The organism is Pseudomonas sp. TNT2022 ID1044, assembly GCF_028656895.1.
GTDB classification, from domain to species: Bacteria; Pseudomonadota; Gammaproteobacteria; order Pseudomonadales; family Pseudomonadaceae; genus Aquipseudomonas; species Aquipseudomonas reinekei.
Genome location: NZ_JAMDHB010000004.1, coordinates 203,789 through 221,161, shown reverse-complemented (window position 1 = coordinate 221,161; position 17,373 = coordinate 203,789). Strand labels below are relative to the sequence as shown.

Sequence of the window (17,373 nt, the reverse complement as noted above, 5' to 3'; positions counted from 1 at the left end):
CGCATTCTCTTTTGGTGACAGCGATATGACTGATCAGCGCAAAGGCAACGATGCCGAACCCACCACTCACTTCGGCTTCAAAAACGTTCCGGAAAGCCAGAAAGCGGAAAAAGTCGCTGAGGTTTTCCATTCGGTAGCCGCCAAGTACGACCTGATGAACGACCTTCTGTCGGGCGGCATGCACCGCCTGTGGAAGCGCTTCGCGATCGAACTGTCGGGCGTTCGTACCGGCAACCGCGTGCTCGACATCGCCGGCGGCACCGGTGATTTGACCAAAAAATTCTCGCACCTCGTCGGCCCGACCGGCCAGGTGGTGTTGGCCGACATCAACGAGTCCATGCTCAAGGTCGGTCGTGACCGCCTGCTGGACCTGGGTGTGGCGGGCAACGTCGAGTTCGTCCAGGCTGATGCGGAAAAGCTGCCGTTCCCGGACAACCATTTCGACTGCGTGACCATCGCTTTCGGCCTGCGCAACGTCACGCACAAGGAAGACGCCCTGCGCTCCATGCTGCGCGTGCTCAAGCCTGGCGGTCGCCTGCTGGTGCTGGAGTTCTCCAAGCCGACCAACGCGCTGATGTCCAAAGCCTACGACGCTTACTCGTTCGCCTTCATGCCGCTGATGGGCAAGCTGATCACCAATGACTCGGAAAGCTATCGCTACCTGGCCGAATCGATCCGCATGCACCCCAATCAGGAAACCCTGAAGTCGATGATGGTCGAGGCCGGTTTCGACCGCGTGACCTATCACAACATGACCGCAGGCATCGTCGCCCTGCACCGCGGCATCAAGCCCTGATGTTGCTCGCCGGCCTGCTCGCCAGCGTTGAACTCGGTCTGAACCGGGTGCTTCGTCTCGACAGCACGGCGCTGCCGCGGCTCGCGCATTTGACCGGCAAAGTGATTGCCGTCGATTGCCGCAGCCCGGCCCTGCAAATGTTCATCCTGCCCAGCGACGAAGGCCTGATGCTCGCTTCCCAGTGGGAAACCGGCGCCGATTGCACCTTGCGTGCACCGGCCTCAAGCCTGTTGAAACTGGCGATGAGCAAGGACAAGACCTCGGTGCTGCACGCCCCGGAAGTCGAACTCGACGGTGACAGCGGCGTGCTGCTGGAACTGGCGGCGATTCTTCAGGACCTGGAGCTGGACTGGGAGTACGAACTCTCGCGCTGGCTCGGCCCCGTCGCCACGCAACTGGTCGGCGGCCACCTGCGCAGCCGCGCCCGCTGGTATCAGCAAGGATTTGCCAGCCTGGGCCAGAACCTGGGCGAATACCTGGCCGAAGAATCGCGCACCCTCGTCGGTCAGCGCGAAGCCGAAGCCCGTTTCAGTGAACTGGACCGGATCAAACTTGATCTGGAACGTCTCGAGGCGCGTTTCGAGCGCCTTTCCCGATCCCTCGACCCAAGCGATAACGCATGAAGCTGCTTGCCGTCCGCCGTTTGTTGCGCATCCAGCGCGTCGTGATCCGCTACCGCCTCGATGACCTGCTCTTCGCCCTGCCGCTGCCCTGGTTCTTGCGAGCGCTGCGTTATGCCTTGCCGTGGCGCTGGTTTCCGCGCAAGACCCTGGACCTGAGCCGTGGCGCGCGATTGCGCCTGGCCTTGCAGGACCTGGGGCCGATCTTCATCAAGTTCGGACAAATCCTGTCCACCCGCCGCGACCTGCTGCCCGAGGACATCGCCGACGAACTGATGAGGCTGCAGGACCGCGTGCCGCCGTTCGACTCGCAGGTGTCGGTCAAGCTGATCGAAGAACAGCTCGGCAAGAAAATCAGCGAAGTGTTCAGCCGCTTCGACGTCGAACCGCTGGCCTCGGCCTCGGTGGCGCAGGTGCACGCCGCGCAGCTGAAAACCGGCGAAGAAGTCGTGGTCAAAGTCATCCGCCCGGGCCTGAAACCGGTGATTGCCCAGGACCTGGCATGGTTGTTCATCCTCGCCCGCGCCGCCGAAAAACTCTCGGCCGACGCCCGCCTGCTGCACCCGGTGGACGTGGTTCAGGACTACGAAAAAACCATCTACGACGAACTCGATCTGCTGCGCGAGGCGGCCAACGCCAGCCAGTTGAAGCGCAATTTCGAAGGTTCGCCACTGCTGTACGTGCCGCAAGTCTATTGGGACTGGTGTCGTCCGAAAGTGCTGGTGATGGAGCGCATCTACGGCATTCAGGTCACCGATCTGGCGACGCTGGCCGACCAGCGCACCGACATGAAAATGCTCGCCGAACGCGGCGTGGAGATCTTTTTCACCCAGGTGTTCCGCGACAGTTTCTTCCACGCCGACATGCACCCGGGCAACATTTTCGTCAGCACCGTGAGCCCGTGGAGCCCGCAATACATCGCGATCGACTGCGGCATCGTTGGCAGCCTGACGCCGGAAGACCAGGATTACCTGGCGCGCAACCTGTTCGCCTTCTTCAAGCGTGACTACCGCCGCGTGGCGCAGTTGCACATCGATTCGGGCTGGGTACCGGCGGAAACCAAACTCAACGAATTCGAAGCGGCAATCCGAACCGTTTGCGAGCCGATCTTCGAAAAACCGTTAAAAGATATTTCATTTGGCCAGGTACTGATGCGCCTGTTCCAGACCGCTCGACGCTTCAACATGGAAGTGCAGCCGCAGCTCGTGCTGTTGCAGAAAACCCTGCTGAACATTGAAGGCCTGGGCCGTCAGCTGTACCCGGACCTCGATTTGTGGAACACCGCGCAGCCATTCCTGGAGCGCTGGATGCGCGAAAGGGTCAGCCCCAAAGCCTTGATCGGCAACGTGCAGAGCCAGTTCGAACAGCTACCGCACCTGGCCAACATGGCCCGCGACCTGCTCGAACGCATGTCCCAACCCCACGCCTACGACCCGCCGCCACCGTGGCACCGACGTCGCGACGACTGGTTCCTGCGCCTGCTCGGCACGGCGCATCTCGCCGGTGGCGCCATCCTCGCCGCGGGCGGTCCCCTGAACGAACTGACCTACTGGCCGGCCGGGATCATGATGGCGGTCGGTTTGTATCTGGTCGTTCGTCGATAGCATCAATCAGCTGCAAGTTATAAGCTGCAAGCTTCAAGCGCTGTGGTTAGCACTCATGTTTAATTCACGCCGGTAGCCAGGCGTTGCACAATGCGAAAGACCGTTACGCACTGGCTTTTACTTGCGGCTTGAAGCTCGAAGCTTGTAGCTGCTTTTCAGGAACCGAAGATGAAAAACTGGCTGGACGAGATCAAATGGGACGCTGATGGCCTGGTGCCGGCGATTGCCCAGGATCACAAGACCGGGCGCGTCCTGATGATGGCCTGGATGAACCGCGAAGCACTGGAACTGACCGCTGCCGAGAATCGCGCGATCTATTGGTCCCGCTCCCGTGGCAAGCTGTGGCGCAAGGGCGAAGAGTCCGGCCATGTGCAAACCCTGCATGAGATGCGTCTGGATTGCGACGCCGACGTGATCATCCTGATGGTCGAGCAGATCGGCGACATCGCTTGCCATACCGGCCGCCAGAGTTGCTTCTACCGCGTCTATGAGAACGGCGACTGGACCACCGTCGACCCGGTTCTGAAAGATCCGCACGCCATCTATTCCGCAGGACACAAACATGAGTGACACTCTCACCCGACTGGCCGAGGTACTGGAAGAGCGCAAAGGCGCCGCCGCGGACAGTTCGTATGTCGCCAGCCTGTATCACAAGGGCTTGAACAAGATTCTGGAAAAAGTCGGCGAAGAGTCGGTCGAAACCATAATCGCCGCCAAGGACGCCGCCATCAGCGGTGACTGCAGCGATGTGATCTACGAAACCGCCGACCTGTGGTTCCACAGCATGGTCATGCTCGCCCAACTGGGGCAGCATCCTCAGGCTGTACTCGATGAACTGGACCGTCGTTTCGGTCTCTCCGGACACGCCGAGAAAGCCTCGCGCCCGTCCGCCTGAATAACGATTAGAGAGGAGCAGCAACATGGGCATTTTTGACTGGAAACACTGGGTCGTCATTCTGGTTGTTGTCGTACTGGTGTTCGGCACCAAGAAGCTGAAAAACCTCGGCACTGACGTCGGCGAGTCGATCAAGGGCTTTCGCAAAGCCATGAACGATGACGAGAAACCGGCCGATCCGACAGCGACCCCGGCCCAACCGGTTCCACCTGTTCAGCCACAGACCACCCAGTCCGTGAATCAGCCGCACACCATTGACGTGCAGGCGCAGAAAGTCGAAGAGCCGATCCGCAAAGACGTGTGAGCACTGACTAATGTTTGGTATCAGCTTCTCTGAATTGCTGCTCGTCGGCCTCGTCGCCCTGCTGGTGCTGGGTCCCGAGCGCCTGCCGGGCGCAGCGCGCACCGCCGGCCTGTGGGTCGGGCGACTGAAGCGCAGCTTCAATGCGATCAAACAGGAAGTTGAACGCGAGATCGGTGCCGACGAAATTCGTCGGCAACTGCACAACGAACACATCCTGTCGCTTGAGCAGGAGGCGCGGAAGATCTTCTCGCCGACCCAGCAGGAGCCAACACCGGTCGAGCACGTGGGCGAGCAGACGATACACGCACACGCCCCTGCCGCCGCGCCAACACCGGCCCCTGCAGTTGCGGCTGTCGAGCCTGCGCCCGTTGTTGCTGCACCCCCTCCGGTTGAACCCGTTACACCTGCGGCTGCGCCCGTTGCGCCGGCCCCTCATGACCCAACACTGCCGCCGCGAGCCCCATGAGCGATCTCCCAGAAAACGACCAGCACATGCCGCTGGTTTCGCACCTCACCGAGTTGCGTACCCGCCTGCTGCGCTGTGTAGCAGCGATCTTCATCATTTTTGCCGGGTTGTTCGCCTTCACCCAGCAGATCTACACCTTCGTCTCGACGCCGCTGCGTGCTTACCTGCCGGCCGGCGCGACAATGATCGCCACAGACGTGTCGTCGCCATTCCTGACGCCGTTGAAGCTGACGATGATGGTTTCGCTGTTCCTGGCGATCCCGGTGATCCTGCATCAAATCTGGGGCTTCATCGCACCCGGCCTGTACAAGCATGAAAAGCGCATCGCCGTGCCTTTGCTGGTCTCCAGCATCTTTCTGTTCTATGCCGGCATGGCATTCGCCTACTTCCTGGTGTTCCCGCTGATTTTCAAGTTCTTCGCCGCCGCCACCCCGGCCGGTGTGGAAATGATGACCGACATCACCAGCTACCTCGATTTCGTCATGACGCTGTTCTTCGCCTTCGGCGTGGCGTTCGAGATTCCGGTGGCGGTGGTGTTGCTGGTATGGATCGGCGTGGTCGACGTCAAATACCTGAAGAAAATCCGCCCTTACGTGATCATCGGCTGCTTCGTGGTCGGCATGATCCTGACCCCGCCGGATATTTTCTCGCAGACCCTGCTGGCCATCCCGATGTGGATGCTGTTTGAAGTCGGCATTCTGTTTGGCAGCCTGATCAGCAAACGTGGCGAACGCCCGGACGATCAACCGGCTGACGATCACAACGACCAGCCGCCAGCGACCCAAGCGTGAACCTGCTGCTTCTCGAAGAGGCCGATTTCATTGCGGCCGACCGGGTGATCCTGCGTGACCGGCGGTTGACCCACATGCAGGAAGTTCACCGCTGTGAGGTCGGCGACAGCATGCGCGTCGGGCGCATCGGCGGGCTGATGGGTTCGGCGCAAGTGCTGCGCCTGGATGCCACTGAAGCCGAATTGCGCGTCACTCTCGACCAGTCACCACCGGCCAAGCTGCCACTGACCCTGGTGCTGGCCCTGCCACGTCCCAAAATGCTCCGTAGGGTGTTCCAGACCGTGGCGGCCATGGGTGTGCCACGGATTGTGCTGGTGAACAGCTATCGCGTCGAGAAGAGCTTCTGGCAAACACCGTTCCTGGAGCCGGAAGCGATTCGCGAGCAACTGATCCTCGGTCTCGAACAGGCGCGGGACAGTGTTCTGCCCGAAGTCGTCATCGAAAAACGCTTCAAACCTTTCGTCGAAGACCGTCTGCCGGCCATTACCGAAGGCACCCTCGGCCTGGTGGGCCATCCGGGCAACTACCCGTCCTGCCCCCGCGCACTGAGCGAACCGGTGACCCTGGCCATCGGCCCCGAGGGCGGCTGGATTCCTTACGAAATCGACCTGCTTGGCAAATCCGGCCTGCAACCGGTGCAACTGGGCGAGCGCATCCTGCGCGTCGAAACCGCCGTTACAGCACTGCTGGCACGCCTCTTCTAGCCCTCGCCACAGGGAAGCCTGCCTCCCCGTATATCGGGCCGCCTCTACAGATATCCGCTCACCTGCCGATAAATCCCTCATAACACCAATGTGTGGTCCGAGGGAGTTTCAGCATGTACCAATGGCTGGCCGATAAGCTGGGAAACGTAGGCGTAAACCGCAAGCTGGGCGTCGGCTTCGGTCTCGTGCTGCTGCTGACCTTACTGATCACCTTTACCGGCTGGACCGGCCTGAGTGATGTGACCCGTCGTGGCGATAAACTCGGTTTCATATCCGAGATCAACGGGCTGACCAAAGACCTGCGCATCGCCCGCCTGGACTACGAAACGCGTCGCGGCGAACAAGGCCCCGGTGCCGTCAATGACCTGTTGGGCAAGATCGACACCAGCCTGCAAGCTGCTCGCCAGATGATCGAACAGCCCGCCGACATTGTCATGATCGACCAGCAGCTGGCCGCCATCAGCCAGTACAAGCAAGCCTTCGCCGCCATGATCCAGGCCGGCGCCATCCGTGAAGATGCCCGCAGTAAACTCGGCGCCACGGCTGACAACGCTGTAGCCAAGGTCGCTGAAGTGGAGAAATCCATGCTGCAAGGCGACAGCGTGACAGCATTCAACAGCGTGATCGAGCTGAGCAAACTGATCCAGCAGGCGCGCTTTCAGGTTCGCGGCTACACCTACAGCGGCAAGAGCGAGGCCGAACAACCCGCCCTCGACGCGATCGACAATGCTCTGAAAAACCTCGAAAGCCTGCCGGCCAAACTGCCGGAAGAACACATCGCCAACTTGCAACAAGCCACCGACTCGCTCAAGGCTTACCGTGCCGCGGTCAGTCAGTACCGTGATTCCCAGGTGACCAGCGCCGATGCCCTGAAACACATGGCGGCCCAAGGCGAGATCCTGCTGCAGGCGAGCAACAAACTCACGGTCTCGCAAACGCTTGTGCGCGACACCGATGTGGCACACGCCAAGTACATGCTGATGCTGGCCACCGTCCTGGCACTGATTTTCGGTCTGTTCGCCGCTTGGGCCATCACCCGGCAGATCGTGATTCCGCTGAACCAGACCCTCAAAGTCGCCGAGCGCATCGCTGCCGGCGACCTGACCTACAACCTGGCCTCAAAACGTCAGGACGAACTGGGCCAGTTGCAACGCGCCATTCAGAGCATGACCCAGGGTCTGCGCGAACTGATCGGCGGTATCAGCGATGGCGTCACCCAGATCGCCAGCGCCGCCGAAGAGTTGTCGGCGGTCACCGAGCAGACCAGCGCCGGGGTCAACAGCCAGAAGGTCGAGACTGACCAGGTGGCCACCGCCATGAACGAAATGACCGCCACGGTGCAGGAGGTCGCGCGCAACGCCGAGGAAGCCTCCGAGGCTGCCGTTGCCGCTGACCAACAGGCCCGTGAGGGTGACAAGGTGGTCGGCGAAGCTATCGCCCAGATCGAGCGCCTGGCCAAGGAGGTCGGCAACTCCACCGAAGCCATGGGCGAGCTCAAGCGCGAAAGTGACAAGATTGGCAGCGTGCTCGACGTGATCAAGTCCGTGGCGCAGCAAACCAACCTGCTGGCACTCAACGCAGCCATTGAAGCCGCCCGTGCCGGTGAAGCCGGACGCGGTTTTGCCGTGGTCGCCGACGAAGTGCGCAGCCTGGCCCAGCGCACCCAGAAGTCCACCGAAGAGATCGAGGAACTGATTGTCGGCCTGCAAAACGGCACGCAGCAAGTGTCGACCATCATGGACAACAGCCGCGCCCTGACCGACAGCAGCGTCGAACTGACCCGCCGCGCCGGTGGCTCACTGGAAAGCATCACCCGCACCGTATCGGCGATCCAGGCGATGAACCAACAGATCGCTGCCGCTGCTGAACAGCAGAGCGCCGTGGCCGAGGAGATCAACCGTAGCGTGCTGAACGTGCGTGACGTGTCGGATCAGACCTCGGCAGCCAGTGAAGAGACCGCGGCCTCCAGCGTTGAGCTGGCGCGGTTGGGGACGCATTTGCAGATGCTGGTGGGCAGGTTCAAGGTTTAATGATCAAAGAACTGCCTGGGAACGCTCAGGCCATAAAAAAACCCGCTTTCGCGGGTTTTTTTATTACGCCATCTGAGGCTGCACGCTCAACGGTTTGAGCGGCAACAACGGTGCGTGGGGGTCGGCCTTCACCGACTTGCGCCACGCGCCCAGCCATTCTGGATGGCCTTCGTTCCAGACCTGCTCATGCAAGCGGGCCAGGGCCACCGGATCACTCAGCAGTTGCACTCGTTCGTTGTTGGTCAGGCCTTCAGGACCGACTTTCATTGCGTGGCGCACCCTCTCGACCCGCAGCCATTCAATCGGCTCGGCCTCGCGGTGACGGGAAGTCGCCAGCGAGCACGCCAGGGCGTTCTGCTGTGGATCGACCACCGAACGCACGAAGCCGTCGTTCAGCGCATGCCAGCGGTTTTCGTGGGTGTACTGGTCGGTGGCCAACAAGGCCTGCGGCGGATTGTATTCCTCGGGGATCAGGAACAGGCTCTCGTCACGGGACTTCAGACCCAGGCCGACGCGGCTGGAAATCACCGAGACCGGGATCGACAGCATCAGCGAACCCACGATGGGCACCAGCCACCAGAGGAAGCTCGGGTTCAGCCAGATCACCAGCAGCGCCCAGAAGAAACCCAGCAGGGTTTGCGGGCCGTGGCGCTTGATCGCCTCGCTCCAGGGTGTCGAGTCATCGTCACGCTGTGGCGAGTTCCAGGTCGCGGCCCAGCCGAGGAACGCGGCCAGTACGAAACGGGTGTGGAAAATCATCCGCACCGGCGCCAGCAGCATGGAGAACAGCATCTCCAGCAGCATCGACAGCGTCACCTTGAACTTGCCGCCGAACTCTTTTGCGCCTTTGGCCCAGATCAGGATGATGCTCAACAGCTTCGGCAGGAACAGCAGCACGATGGTGGTCGAGAACAGCGCGATGGCCTTGTCCGGGTGCCATTGCGGCCACAGCGGATAAAGCTGACGCGGCTCAAGGAAGTACTGCGGCTCCATCAACGTGTTGACCGCCAGCAGCGCCGTCGACAACACCAGGAAGAAGAACCACAGCGGCGCCGACAGGTAAGACATCACGCCGGTCAGGAACACCGCACGGTGCACCGGGTGCATGCCTTTTACCAGGAACAGGCGGAAGTTCATCAGGTTACCGTGGCACCAGCGACGGTCACGCTTGAGTTCGTCCAGCAGGTTCGGCGGCAGTTCTTCGTAGCTGCCCGGCAGGTCGTAGGCAATCCACACGCCCCAACCGGCACGGCGCATCAGCGCGGCTTCAACGAAGTCGTGGGACAGGATCGCACCGGCGAACGCGCCTTTACCAGGCAACGGCGCCAGGGCGCAGTGCTCGATGAACGGCTTCATGCGAATGATCGCGTTGTGGCCCCAGTAGTGCGATTCGCCCAATTGCCAGAAGTGCAGACCGGCGGTGAACAGCGGACCGTACACACGGGTCGCAAACTGCTGCATGCGCGCATACAGGGTGTCCATGCCCGACGCACGCGGCGCGGTCTGGATGATCCCGGCGTCCGGCGTGGCTTCCATCAAGCGCACCAGACTGGTCAGGCAGTCACCGCTCATTACCGAGTCGGCGTCGAGTACGACCATGTACTTGTAGTCACTGCCCCAACGACGGCAGAAGTCGTCGAGGTTGCCGCTTTTACGTTTTACGCGACGGCGACGGCGGCGATAGAAGATCTTGCCGAAACCACCGGCCTCGCGGCAGACGTCCAGCCAGGCCTGCTGCTCGGCCACGCAGATGTCGGCGTCGTTACTGTCGCTGAGGACGAAGAAGTCGAAGCGGTCCAGGTCACCCGTGGCCGCGACCGACTCGAACGTAGCGCGCAGACCGGCGAATACCCGTGGCACGTCTTCGTTGCAGATCGGCATCACCAGCGCGGTGCGCGCGTCCTTCGGAATCGGCTCGTTGCCGGCGCTTTTGCCGGAAATACGGTACTTGTCGTGACCGGTGAGCAACTCGAGGAAGCCCATCAGCGCGGTCCAGAAACCGGCCGACACCCAGCAGAACAGAATCCCGAACAGAATCAGGATGCTGGTCTGCAACGCATACGGCAGCACTTGCGTGGCGGTTTGCAGCAGCGGTTGGTGCAGGACTTCTTCGAGGTCGACGAACGACCAGCCCTGGTACGGCATGATGCCTTTCATGTACCAGCCGGCGACGATGGTCTGGCCGAGCATCAACACCAACAGAATGTAGCGACGGATCGAACCCACGGTGCGCCAGCGCGCAGCCGGCAGGACACGTTCGTCCTTCGGCGGCTTCGGCGGGTTGGTGCGACCGGTCATCCGGCGCCAGCCACGTACCAGAATATTGGTACGCCACGGCTCGGGCACGACTTTGGTCCGGCGAATCGGCGGAGTGGCCTTGAGGCAGACGCGACCACTGGCGTCGAGCGCCAGCATTTCGGCGTCCTGCAGTTCTTCGGCGGTGCTCAGGGTCAGGCGCTTGCCCACCGAAGCCTGAGCGGCTTCGGTCGGGGCGTCGAACGTGGAGGACGACAGGCGTTCATGCAGTTCGCTGAAGGACTTGCAGCCCGCGAGTTCCGCGCGCTGCTGGTCTGTCATCGGCAAATGCGCCAGATACTCGTAAAGAGTTTCTGGCTGTACTTGAGAATTACTCATCGGCAGGCAACTGATAGCTCCAGGTCTCGGTCAGGACTTCTTCAGTCGGCGCCGATTCCGGTGTGGCTGGGGCCGCGTCAGCAGCGGCTGGCTGCGTGGCGTCTTTATTGGCCTTGTCCTTGGCATCTGCAACCGGCTTGGCTTCAGCCTGCTTAGCCTCCGCTTGCTTGGCATCCTTGGCTTCCTTGTCTACTTTCTCCTGCTGTTTGGCGGCGACTTTGTCGGCCTTGGCAACGGACGAGTTCGACGCCGGGAGCGCAGACTTGGTCAGGTCAGCCGTCACGACAGGCTGCACCAGTGCAGCACGCATTTCGGTGGACTTGCTCGGGTCCTTGATCTTCATGCGCAAGGTCAGGCGCCAGCCTTTGGTTTGCGGGTTGTAACGCACGCTGTTTTCAACGACCTCGGCGTTGTCACCTACGCTGACCTGGCTGCGAACGTCCGCATCGGCCGGCAATGCCGCCAGCGATGGACCTTCGAAGTCCACCAGATACGCCACGCTACCGTCCGGCTGACGAATCAGGTTGGACTGTTTGACGTCGCCGGTGGAGCGCAGGGTCTGCTTGACCCAGGCGCTGTCCGGCGCGTGGATCGAAGCTTCGTCCATGGTCCAGTGCATACGATAAGCGACATCGAGCGGCTGGCCAGGTTCCGGCAGTTTTTCCGGGCTCCAGAAGGCCACGATATTGTCGTTGGTTTCGTCAGCGGTCGGAATCTCTACCAGATCGACGGAGCCCTTGCCCCAGTCGCCCTTGGGTTCGATCCAGGCACTTGGACGCTTGTCGTAGCGGTCGTCGAGGTCTTCGTAGTGGCTGAAGTCGCGGCCACGTTGCAGCAGGCCGAAACCGCGCGGGTTCTCCACCGAGAAGTTGCTCACGGCGAGGTGTTTCGGATTATTCAGTGGGCGCCAGATCCACTCGCCGTTACCGGCATGGATCGACAGACCGCTGGAGTCGTGCAGTTCACGACGATAGTTCAGCACTTTCGAGGGCTGGTTGGCGCCGAACAAATACATGCTGGTCAGCGGCGCAACGCCGAGCTTGGTGACTTTGTCACGCAGGAACATCTGTGCCTTGACGTCGACAATGGTGTCGCTGCCCGGACGCAGGGTCAGGCGATAGGCACCGGTCGCGCGTGGCGAATCGAGCAACGCGAAGATCACCAGATGCTTGTCGCCCGGTCGCGGCTGCTGAATCCAGAACTCGCGAAAACGCGGGAATTCTTCACCGGATGGCAATGCGGTATCGATCGCCATGCCGCGAGCGGACAGACCGTAGACGTGACCCTTGCCGACAACGCGGAAGTAACTCGCGCCGAGCATGGTCATGATTTCGTCTTGCTTGTCAGCCTTGTTGATCGGGTACAGCACACGGAAACCGGCATAGCCGAGTTGTTCAGTGGCTTTAGGATCGAATTTGAGGTCGCCGAAATCGAACCGGGTTGGGTCGTATTTGATTTCTTCGACGGTGTTCGCCGTGATTTCGTTGATTTTCACCGGCGTGTCGAAATGCATGCCCTGATGATAGAACGACAGTTTGAACGGGGTTTTCTGGTCCGCCCATTCAGCCTTTTCAGTCAGGAAGCGAATTTTCTGATAGTCCGCGAATTTCATCTCGCGGAATTCCTTCGGCAGGTTACTGCGCGGCGCTTCGTACTTCTGCCCGGCCAGTTCTTTTGCCTTGACCGATACATCATCCAGATTGAATGCCCAAAGCTGACCGGCGCTGAACAGGCAGAGCAATGCAGAGCCCGCTACCAGAGCGCTACGTAACCGTTTGGCAGACAATTTTGGTGCGTTACAGGGACTAACAATCACGAGCAACCCTCGCCGAAAACAGATCAAAAAACCAACGGCCAGTTAAAGGGTCTGTACGGCGGCCGGTACATGCAACCCGGTCCCGCAGACCACTCTTGCCAAGTTGGCGAGCATTGTTCCGACTCCGCTGGGGCAAAATGATTCCCCAATCGGATCCAGACAAGTCTCTACCTAAGTCAAAATGGACCAACGAACGCTGATCCCCGTAGCGCGCGATTATCTAGTAGGCCGCGTTACAACGCATCAGGGGTAACAAAGTATTTATCGGGAAAAACGCCTGTTTTCAGTCGAAATGCGCTTAAAAAGATGTTTCAAGCGCTTTCAGGTCTGTAACAGGAAGGTTACCGGGCCATCATTGACCAGGTGCACCTGCATATCCGCGCCGAATCTACCTGATGCCACAGTGCCATGCACCTGTTTCGCTTTGCCGAATAGATAGTCGAAAAGCTCCTCGCCCAGGACCGGAGGGGCGGCGGTCGAGAAACTCGGGCGCAACCCGCTCTTGGTATCGGCGGCCAGGGTGAACTGCGAGACCAGCAGCAGCCCGCCGCCCACGTCCGCCAAGGACAAATTCATCTTGCCCTCTGCGTCGCTGAACACTCGATAGTTAAGCAGCTTATTAAGAAGTTTGTCGGCGCTGGCCCGCGTGTCGTCGGGCTCAACGGCCACCAGCACCAGCAAACCTTGATCGATTGCGCCGACCACCTCCCCCGCTACTTCGACTCGCGCGCCACGCACGCGCTGCAGCAAACCCTTCATGCTTCGTCAGGGGTCAGGTCGAGTAGACGTCGTGCCATCTGATCGGCAGCGCGCACCAACGCGTCGGTGATACCCGGCTCGGACGCGGCATGCCCGGCGTCGCGAATGACTTGCAGCTCACTGTTCGGCCAGGCCTGGTGCAGTTCCCAGGCGTTGTCCAGCGGGCAGATCACGTCATAGCGGCCATGGACGATCACGCCGGGCAAGTGGGCAATCTTGCCCATGTCGCGAATCAACTGATCCGGTTCGAGAAACGCATTGTTGGTGAAGTAGTGGCATTCAATACGGGCGATGGACAACGCACGCTGAGGCTCGGAGAAACGATCGACCACCAGCGGGTTCGGGCGCAGGGTGGCGGTCCGGCCTTCCCAGAGCGACCAGGCCTTGGCCGCATGCATCTGGGCAATCTGGTCATTGCCGGTCAGGCGTTTGTGGAAGGCATTGAGCAGGTCGTCGCGTTCGTCCAGGGGGATCGGCGCCACGTAGTCCTGCCAGTAATCGGGGAACAGGCGGCTGGCACCGGCCTGATAGAACCATTCGATTTCCTGCGCACGGCAGAGAAAGATCCCGCGCAGGATCAGACCGTGCACGCGCTCCGGATGGGTTTGCGCGTAGGCCAGGGCCAGGGTCGAACCCCAGGAGCCACCGAACAGCACCCATTTTTCAATGCCCAGGTGCTTGCGGATGCGCTCGAGGTCGGCGACCAGATCCCAGGTGGTGTTGTTTTCCAGGCTCGCGTGGGGCGTGGATCGACCGCAACCACGCTGGTCGAAAGTGACAATGCGATACAGGTTTGGATCGAAGTACCGACGGCTCTGGGCATCACAACCGGCCCCGGGGCCGCCGTGAATGAACACCACCGGCAAACCTTCCGGTGAACCGCTTTCGTCGACATACAGCGTATGAGTCGCGTCGACGGCCAGATCGTGCCGGGCGTGGGGTTTGATCTGCGGGTACAAAGTCTGCATTGCGCGCTCCGTAAGGGGTCGAGGTCATCCCTGGGGGGACTTCTATTATTCTGCCGTTGGGCATCATAAACCCGATTTACGTCAATGAGCATGCCCTTGCAGGGTCAGAGTCTTTCCGCGAGATACCCGAGCAGCGTTTCGTACAACGCATCCACCTCGGCAGCCTGCCCCCGCGCTCGCAAACAACCGTGAACCAGTCCTTCGCCGTAATACAACTGCGTTGCCACGCCGGCAGCGTTTAGTCGCTCGGCATACAGCACACCGTCGTCGCGCAGCGGATCGAACTGCGCCACGGCAATCAAGGCCGGGGGCAGGCCCTTGAAGTCCAGGGCCCGTAGCGGCATCGCATAAGCGACCGGCTTCGCAGTGCCTTGCAGGTACAACGCGTGGTAGCAATCCACATCGCTGCTGCTCAACAACGGCGCATCGATGCACTCACTGCGGGAAGCCAGGTGCTGATCGCCACCCAGCCCCGGATAGATCAGCACTTGCGCCGCCGGCAACGGCTCGCCCGCGTCGCGCAATGCCAGGCACAGCGCGGCCGCGAGATTGCCACCGGCGCTGTCACCCGCCACCAGCGTGCGTGCGGGGTCCAGTTGAAACGGCCCGGTGCGCAGCACCCGCCAGACGTTGAGGCAATCGTCGAAGGCTGCCGGAAACGGATGTTCCGGCGCCAGACGGTAATCGACGGCGATCACCAGCACGCCGAGGGTCGAGGCCAGTTCCGCGCAAATGAAGTCATGGGAATCCAGATCCCCCACCACCCAACCGCCGCCATGCAGATAGACGATGCACGGCACGCCGCCGGATGCAGGTGCAACCGGCGGCTGATACGAACGCACGGCAACCCCCGCCAATTCGAAGTCGACCACATACAAACCGGCAGGACGCGGCGGCGTGAATGCCCGGCACATCTGGCTATAGGCCTGGCGCAATCCGCTCAGGCTGCTTTCGGTGCTGTTGAAACTGAGGGTTTTGTCGACGAATGCCGAAAGCTGTTTAGATAAAGGATAAGTCGTCATCAGTTTTTCAGGCTAGCCTGAACCGTGACTACGCCGTCCTTGCCATCAAAACTGCTGACACCCGCCAGCCAGCGCTGCAAATCTTCCGGGTGCTCGCGCAGCCATTTTTTGGCGACGTCCTGAGGTGTCTGGCGCTCCATGATTGGCACCATCAACTGGCTTTCCTGGGCGGCGGTGAACGTCAGGTTTTCCAGCAGGCGATTGACGTTCGGGCAACGCTGGGCGTAATCGGGAGCGGTCACGGTCGAGACCGTCGCGGCGCCTTCGTTCGGGCCGTAGACGTCTTCGCTGCCGGTCAGGTAGGCGATGTTCATATTGATGTTCATCGGGTGCGGGGTCCAGCCGACGAACACCACGAACTCCTTGCGATTCACCGCACGCTGCACGGCGGCGAGCATGCCGGCCTCACCGGACTCGATCAGTTTGAAATCCTTGAGACCGAAGTGATTGGTTTCGATCATGGTCTTGATCGTGGTGTTGGCGCCGCTGCCCGGCTCGATGCCGTAGATCTTGCCGCCGAGTTGATCCTTGAACTTTGCGATGTCGGCAAAGGTTTTCAAACCGGCAGCCGCGACATAATCAGGCACCGCGAGGGTTGCCTGGGCGTCGGCCAGGCTTGGCTTGTCCAGGACCTTCACTTGATTGGCGGCGAGGAACGGCGCGATGTTCTTGTCCATCGCCGGTTTCCAGTACCCGAGGAAGATGTCCAGGCGCTTGTCGCGAATGCCGGCGAAGATGATTTGCTGCACGGCGCTGGTCTGCTTGCTTTCATAGCCGAGGCCATTGAGCAGCACATCGGCCATGCCACTGGTGGCGATCACATCGGTCCAGTTGACCACGCCCATGCGCACGGCTTTGCAGGAGGCGTCGTCAGCGGCCAGGACGCTGGTGCTCAGAAGAGCGGTGCCGCAGAGGATTGAGAGACAGCGGGTGAACAAACGTTTGTTGCTTGTCATAGAGAGCATCTCGTGCGGCAGCGATTATTGTGAGGCCGGTGTCTTTGTGCACCGTGGCCAGAACATTACGCAGCAGACGAGCGGTAAAAGCGAACTGTGGCGACTGAGATTTGCACAGTGGCGACTGTCATGTGCAGATGTTGCGATATCTGAAAAACCTGTGGGAGCAGGCTTGCTCCCACAAGGGTTGTGTAGGGTTTCAGTGCTTGTAGTGCTTCTCGCCCCAGGCCAACAAGCCTTGCAGCAACGCTTTGAGCACTACTCGCGTCGGCTCGGCCAGATCCGGCCGATAACGGAACGGCTCGAACTCTTCCATGTACGTGCACTGGCCCAACTCCAGCTGCACCGCATGAATGTTTTCTGCCGGGTTACCGTAATGCCGAGTGATGTGGCCGCCCTTGAAGCGCCCGTTCAGCACGTGGCTGTAGTCCGGGTGCCCGGCGCAGATCGCTTCCAGCTGAGATGCCAGCTGTGCATCGCAACTGGCGCCATTGAAGGTGCCGAGGTTGAAGTCTGGCAGCTTGCCGTCAAACAGGTGCGGGATGATCGAGCGAATCGAGTGCGCATCGAACAGCAGCGCATAGCCGAATTCGGCTTTGAGGCGCGCCAGTTCCTGCTGCAAGGTGCTGTGGTACGGCGTCCAGATCTGTTCCAGATAGATCGCGCGTTCTTCCTTCGAAGGTTCCATTCCCTCACGGAACAACGGAATGCCGTCGAACAGCGTGGCCGGGTACAGGCCAGTGGTGGCGCCCACATACAAAGGTTTGTCATCAGACGGCCGGTTCAGGTCGATGACGAACCGCGAGTATTCGGCGGCCAGGGTGCTGGCGCCCAGTTCAGCGGCGAAATCGTAAAGCTGCGGGATGTGCCAGTCGGTGTCCGGCAGGCTTTTCGCATCGGGGATCAACCCCGCTTCAACCGCAGGCGTCAGACGCACACCGGCGTGGGGCATGCTGATCAGCAGCGGCACGCGACCTTGTTTGAAGTTCAGAACCTTATCCACAATTG

17 protein-coding genes and 1 pseudogene are annotated in these 17,373 nt (G+C 60.8%); 11 read left to right on the top strand and 7 right to left on the bottom strand.

Annotation, left to right across the window (positions count from 1 at the left end; translation table 11 throughout):
* The first annotated feature begins 25 nt into the window (after window positions 1-25).
* The 11 genes and pseudogenes from ubiE (at window position 26) to M5G20_RS30235 (ending at window position 8,210) form a co-directional block, all read left to right on the top strand.
* Complete coding sequence (gene ubiE, locus M5G20_RS07260) at window positions 26-796, top strand: bifunctional demethylmenaquinone methyltransferase/2-methoxy-6-polyprenyl-1,4-benzoquinol methylase UbiE (protein WP_150735539.1); 771 nt, start codon at window positions 26-28, stop codon at window positions 794-796.
* The gene (locus M5G20_RS07255; RefSeq protein ID WP_273918553.1) at window positions 796-1,419 is read left to right on the top strand and encodes a ubiquinone biosynthesis accessory factor UbiJ; all 624 of its coding nucleotides are present in this window, start codon (window positions 796-798) and stop codon (window positions 1,417-1,419) included. Before ubiE ends, M5G20_RS07255 begins: the two co-directional genes overlap by 1 nt.
* A complete protein-coding gene (gene ubiB, locus M5G20_RS07250; protein WP_273918552.1) occupies window positions 1,416-3,020 on the top strand; it encodes a ubiquinone biosynthesis regulatory protein kinase UbiB in 1,605 nt (534 codons plus the stop codon). Before M5G20_RS07255 ends, ubiB begins: the two co-directional genes overlap by 4 nt.
* Window positions 3,021-3,188: 168 nt before the next feature.
* Complete coding sequence (gene hisI, locus M5G20_RS07245; RefSeq protein WP_007989281.1) at window positions 3,189-3,590, top strand: phosphoribosyl-AMP cyclohydrolase; 402 nt, start codon at window positions 3,189-3,191, stop codon at window positions 3,588-3,590.
* The gene (locus tag M5G20_RS07240; protein WP_008047820.1) at window positions 3,583-3,915 is read left to right on the top strand and encodes a phosphoribosyl-ATP diphosphatase; all 333 of its coding nucleotides are present in this window, start codon (window positions 3,583-3,585) and stop codon (window positions 3,913-3,915) included. The genes hisI and M5G20_RS07240 overlap by 8 nt, the downstream gene beginning before the upstream one ends.
* Window positions 3,916-3,940: 25 nt before the next feature.
* Complete coding sequence (locus tag M5G20_RS07235; RefSeq protein WP_150778905.1) at window positions 3,941-4,219, top strand: twin-arginine translocase TatA/TatE family subunit; 279 nt, start codon at window positions 3,941-3,943, stop codon at window positions 4,217-4,219.
* Between the two features lie 10 nt (window positions 4,220-4,229).
* Entirely contained in the window at window positions 4,230-4,685 is a 456-nt protein-coding gene (gene tatB / locus M5G20_RS07230; protein WP_273918551.1) for a Sec-independent protein translocase protein TatB, read from the top strand.
* Window positions 4,682-5,476, top strand: a complete 795-nt coding sequence (tatC, locus tag M5G20_RS07225; RefSeq protein WP_273918550.1) for a twin-arginine translocase subunit TatC — start codon at window positions 4,682-4,684, stop codon at window positions 5,474-5,476. The genes tatB and tatC overlap by 4 nt, the downstream gene beginning before the upstream one ends.
* Window positions 5,473-6,180: a 16S rRNA (uracil(1498)-N(3))-methyltransferase gene (locus M5G20_RS07220; protein WP_273918549.1), complete on the top strand. Its 708-nt coding sequence runs from the start codon at window positions 5,473-5,475 to the stop codon at window positions 6,178-6,180. Before tatC ends, M5G20_RS07220 begins: the two co-directional genes overlap by 4 nt.
* A gap of 113 nt (window positions 6,181-6,293) precedes the next feature.
* Window positions 6,294-7,355, top strand: a pseudogene (locus tag M5G20_RS30240) (methyl-accepting chemotaxis protein); the annotation flags it as partial.
* Window positions 7,347-8,210 (top strand): methyl-accepting chemotaxis protein, encoded by an 864-nt coding sequence (locus tag M5G20_RS30235; RefSeq protein ID WP_443218295.1) that lies wholly within the window; start codon window positions 7,347-7,349, stop codon window positions 8,208-8,210. The pseudogene M5G20_RS30240 and the gene M5G20_RS30235, both read left to right, overlap by 9 nt.
* A 63-nt stretch (window positions 8,211-8,273) precedes the next feature.
* Here the strand turns inward: M5G20_RS30235 and mdoH are convergent, their stop codons facing one another.
* The 7 genes from mdoH to hutG form a co-directional block, all read right to left on the bottom strand.
* Window positions 8,274-10,844 carry a glucans biosynthesis glucosyltransferase MdoH gene (gene mdoH / locus M5G20_RS07210; RefSeq protein ID WP_273918547.1) on the bottom strand — a complete coding sequence of 857 codons (2,571 nt, stop codon included), beginning with the start codon at window positions 10,842-10,844 and terminating at the stop codon, window positions 8,274-8,276.
* Window positions 10,837-12,660, bottom strand: a complete 1,824-nt coding sequence (locus tag M5G20_RS07205) for a glucan biosynthesis protein (protein WP_273918546.1) — start codon at window positions 12,658-12,660, stop codon at window positions 10,837-10,839. The genes mdoH and M5G20_RS07205 overlap by 8 nt, the downstream gene beginning before the upstream one ends.
* Window positions 12,661-12,981: 321 nt before the next feature.
* Window positions 12,982-13,419 carry a D-aminoacyl-tRNA deacylase gene (gene dtd / locus M5G20_RS07200; protein WP_273918545.1) on the bottom strand — a complete coding sequence of 146 codons (438 nt, stop codon included), beginning with the start codon at window positions 13,417-13,419 and terminating at the stop codon, window positions 12,982-12,984.
* Window positions 13,416-14,387: a prolyl aminopeptidase gene (gene pip / locus M5G20_RS07195; protein WP_273918544.1), complete on the bottom strand. Its 972-nt coding sequence runs from the start codon at window positions 14,385-14,387 to the stop codon at window positions 13,416-13,418. The genes dtd and pip overlap by 4 nt, the downstream gene beginning before the upstream one ends.
* A gap of 104 nt (window positions 14,388-14,491) precedes the next feature.
* The gene (locus tag M5G20_RS07190) at window positions 14,492-15,409 is read right to left on the bottom strand and encodes an alpha/beta hydrolase (protein WP_273918543.1); all 918 of its coding nucleotides are present in this window, start codon (window positions 15,407-15,409) and stop codon (window positions 14,492-14,494) included.
* The gene (locus tag M5G20_RS07185) at window positions 15,409-16,365 is read right to left on the bottom strand and encodes a choline ABC transporter substrate-binding protein (RefSeq protein ID WP_273918542.1); all 957 of its coding nucleotides are present in this window, start codon (window positions 16,363-16,365) and stop codon (window positions 15,409-15,411) included. The genes M5G20_RS07190 and M5G20_RS07185 overlap by 1 nt, the downstream gene beginning before the upstream one ends.
* Before the next feature lie 199 nt (window positions 16,366-16,564).
* Window positions 16,565-17,368, bottom strand: coding sequence for an N-formylglutamate deformylase (gene hutG / locus M5G20_RS07180; RefSeq protein WP_273918541.1), 804 nt, complete (start codon window positions 17,366-17,368; stop codon window positions 16,565-16,567).
* Between the last annotated feature and the right edge of the window lie 5 nt (window positions 17,369-17,373).

Excerpts from the sequence above, each read along its gene's own strand:
- ubiE (WP_150735539.1), top strand. The coding sequence starts at position 26 with ATGACTGATCAGCGCAAAGGCAACGATGCCGAACCCACCACTCACTTC.
- M5G20_RS07255 (WP_273918553.1), top strand. The coding sequence starts at position 796 with ATGTTGCTCGCCGGCCTGCTCGCCAGCGTTGAACTCGGTCTGAACCGG.
- ubiB (WP_273918552.1), top strand. The coding sequence starts at position 1,416 with ATGAAGCTGCTTGCCGTCCGCCGTTTGTTGCGCATCCAGCGCGTCGTG.
- hisI (WP_007989281.1), top strand. The coding sequence starts at position 3,189 with ATGAAAAACTGGCTGGACGAGATCAAATGGGACGCTGATGGCCTGGTG.
- M5G20_RS07240 (WP_008047820.1), top strand. The coding sequence starts at position 3,583 with ATGAGTGACACTCTCACCCGACTGGCCGAGGTACTGGAAGAGCGCAAA.
- M5G20_RS07235 (WP_150778905.1), top strand. The coding sequence starts at position 3,941 with ATGGGCATTTTTGACTGGAAACACTGGGTCGTCATTCTGGTTGTTGTC.
- tatB (WP_273918551.1), top strand. The coding sequence starts at position 4,230 with ATGTTTGGTATCAGCTTCTCTGAATTGCTGCTCGTCGGCCTCGTCGCC.
- tatC (WP_273918550.1), top strand. The coding sequence starts at position 4,682 with ATGAGCGATCTCCCAGAAAACGACCAGCACATGCCGCTGGTTTCGCAC.
- M5G20_RS30235 (WP_443218295.1), top strand. The coding sequence starts at position 7,347 with ATGACCCAGGGTCTGCGCGAACTGATCGGCGGTATCAGCGATGGCGTC.
- mdoH (WP_273918547.1), bottom strand. The coding sequence starts at position 10,844 with ATGAGTAATTCTCAAGTACAGCCAGAAACTCTTTACGAGTATCTGGCG.
- dtd (WP_273918545.1), bottom strand. The coding sequence starts at position 13,419 with ATGAAGGGTTTGCTGCAGCGCGTGCGTGGCGCGCGAGTCGAAGTAGCG.
- pip (WP_273918544.1), bottom strand. The coding sequence starts at position 14,387 with ATGCAGACTTTGTACCCGCAGATCAAACCCCACGCCCGGCACGATCTG.
- M5G20_RS07190 (WP_273918543.1), bottom strand. The coding sequence starts at position 15,409 with ATGACGACTTATCCTTTATCTAAACAGCTTTCGGCATTCGTCGACAAA.
- M5G20_RS07185 (WP_273918542.1), bottom strand. The coding sequence starts at position 16,365 with ATGACAAGCAACAAACGTTTGTTCACCCGCTGTCTCTCAATCCTCTGC.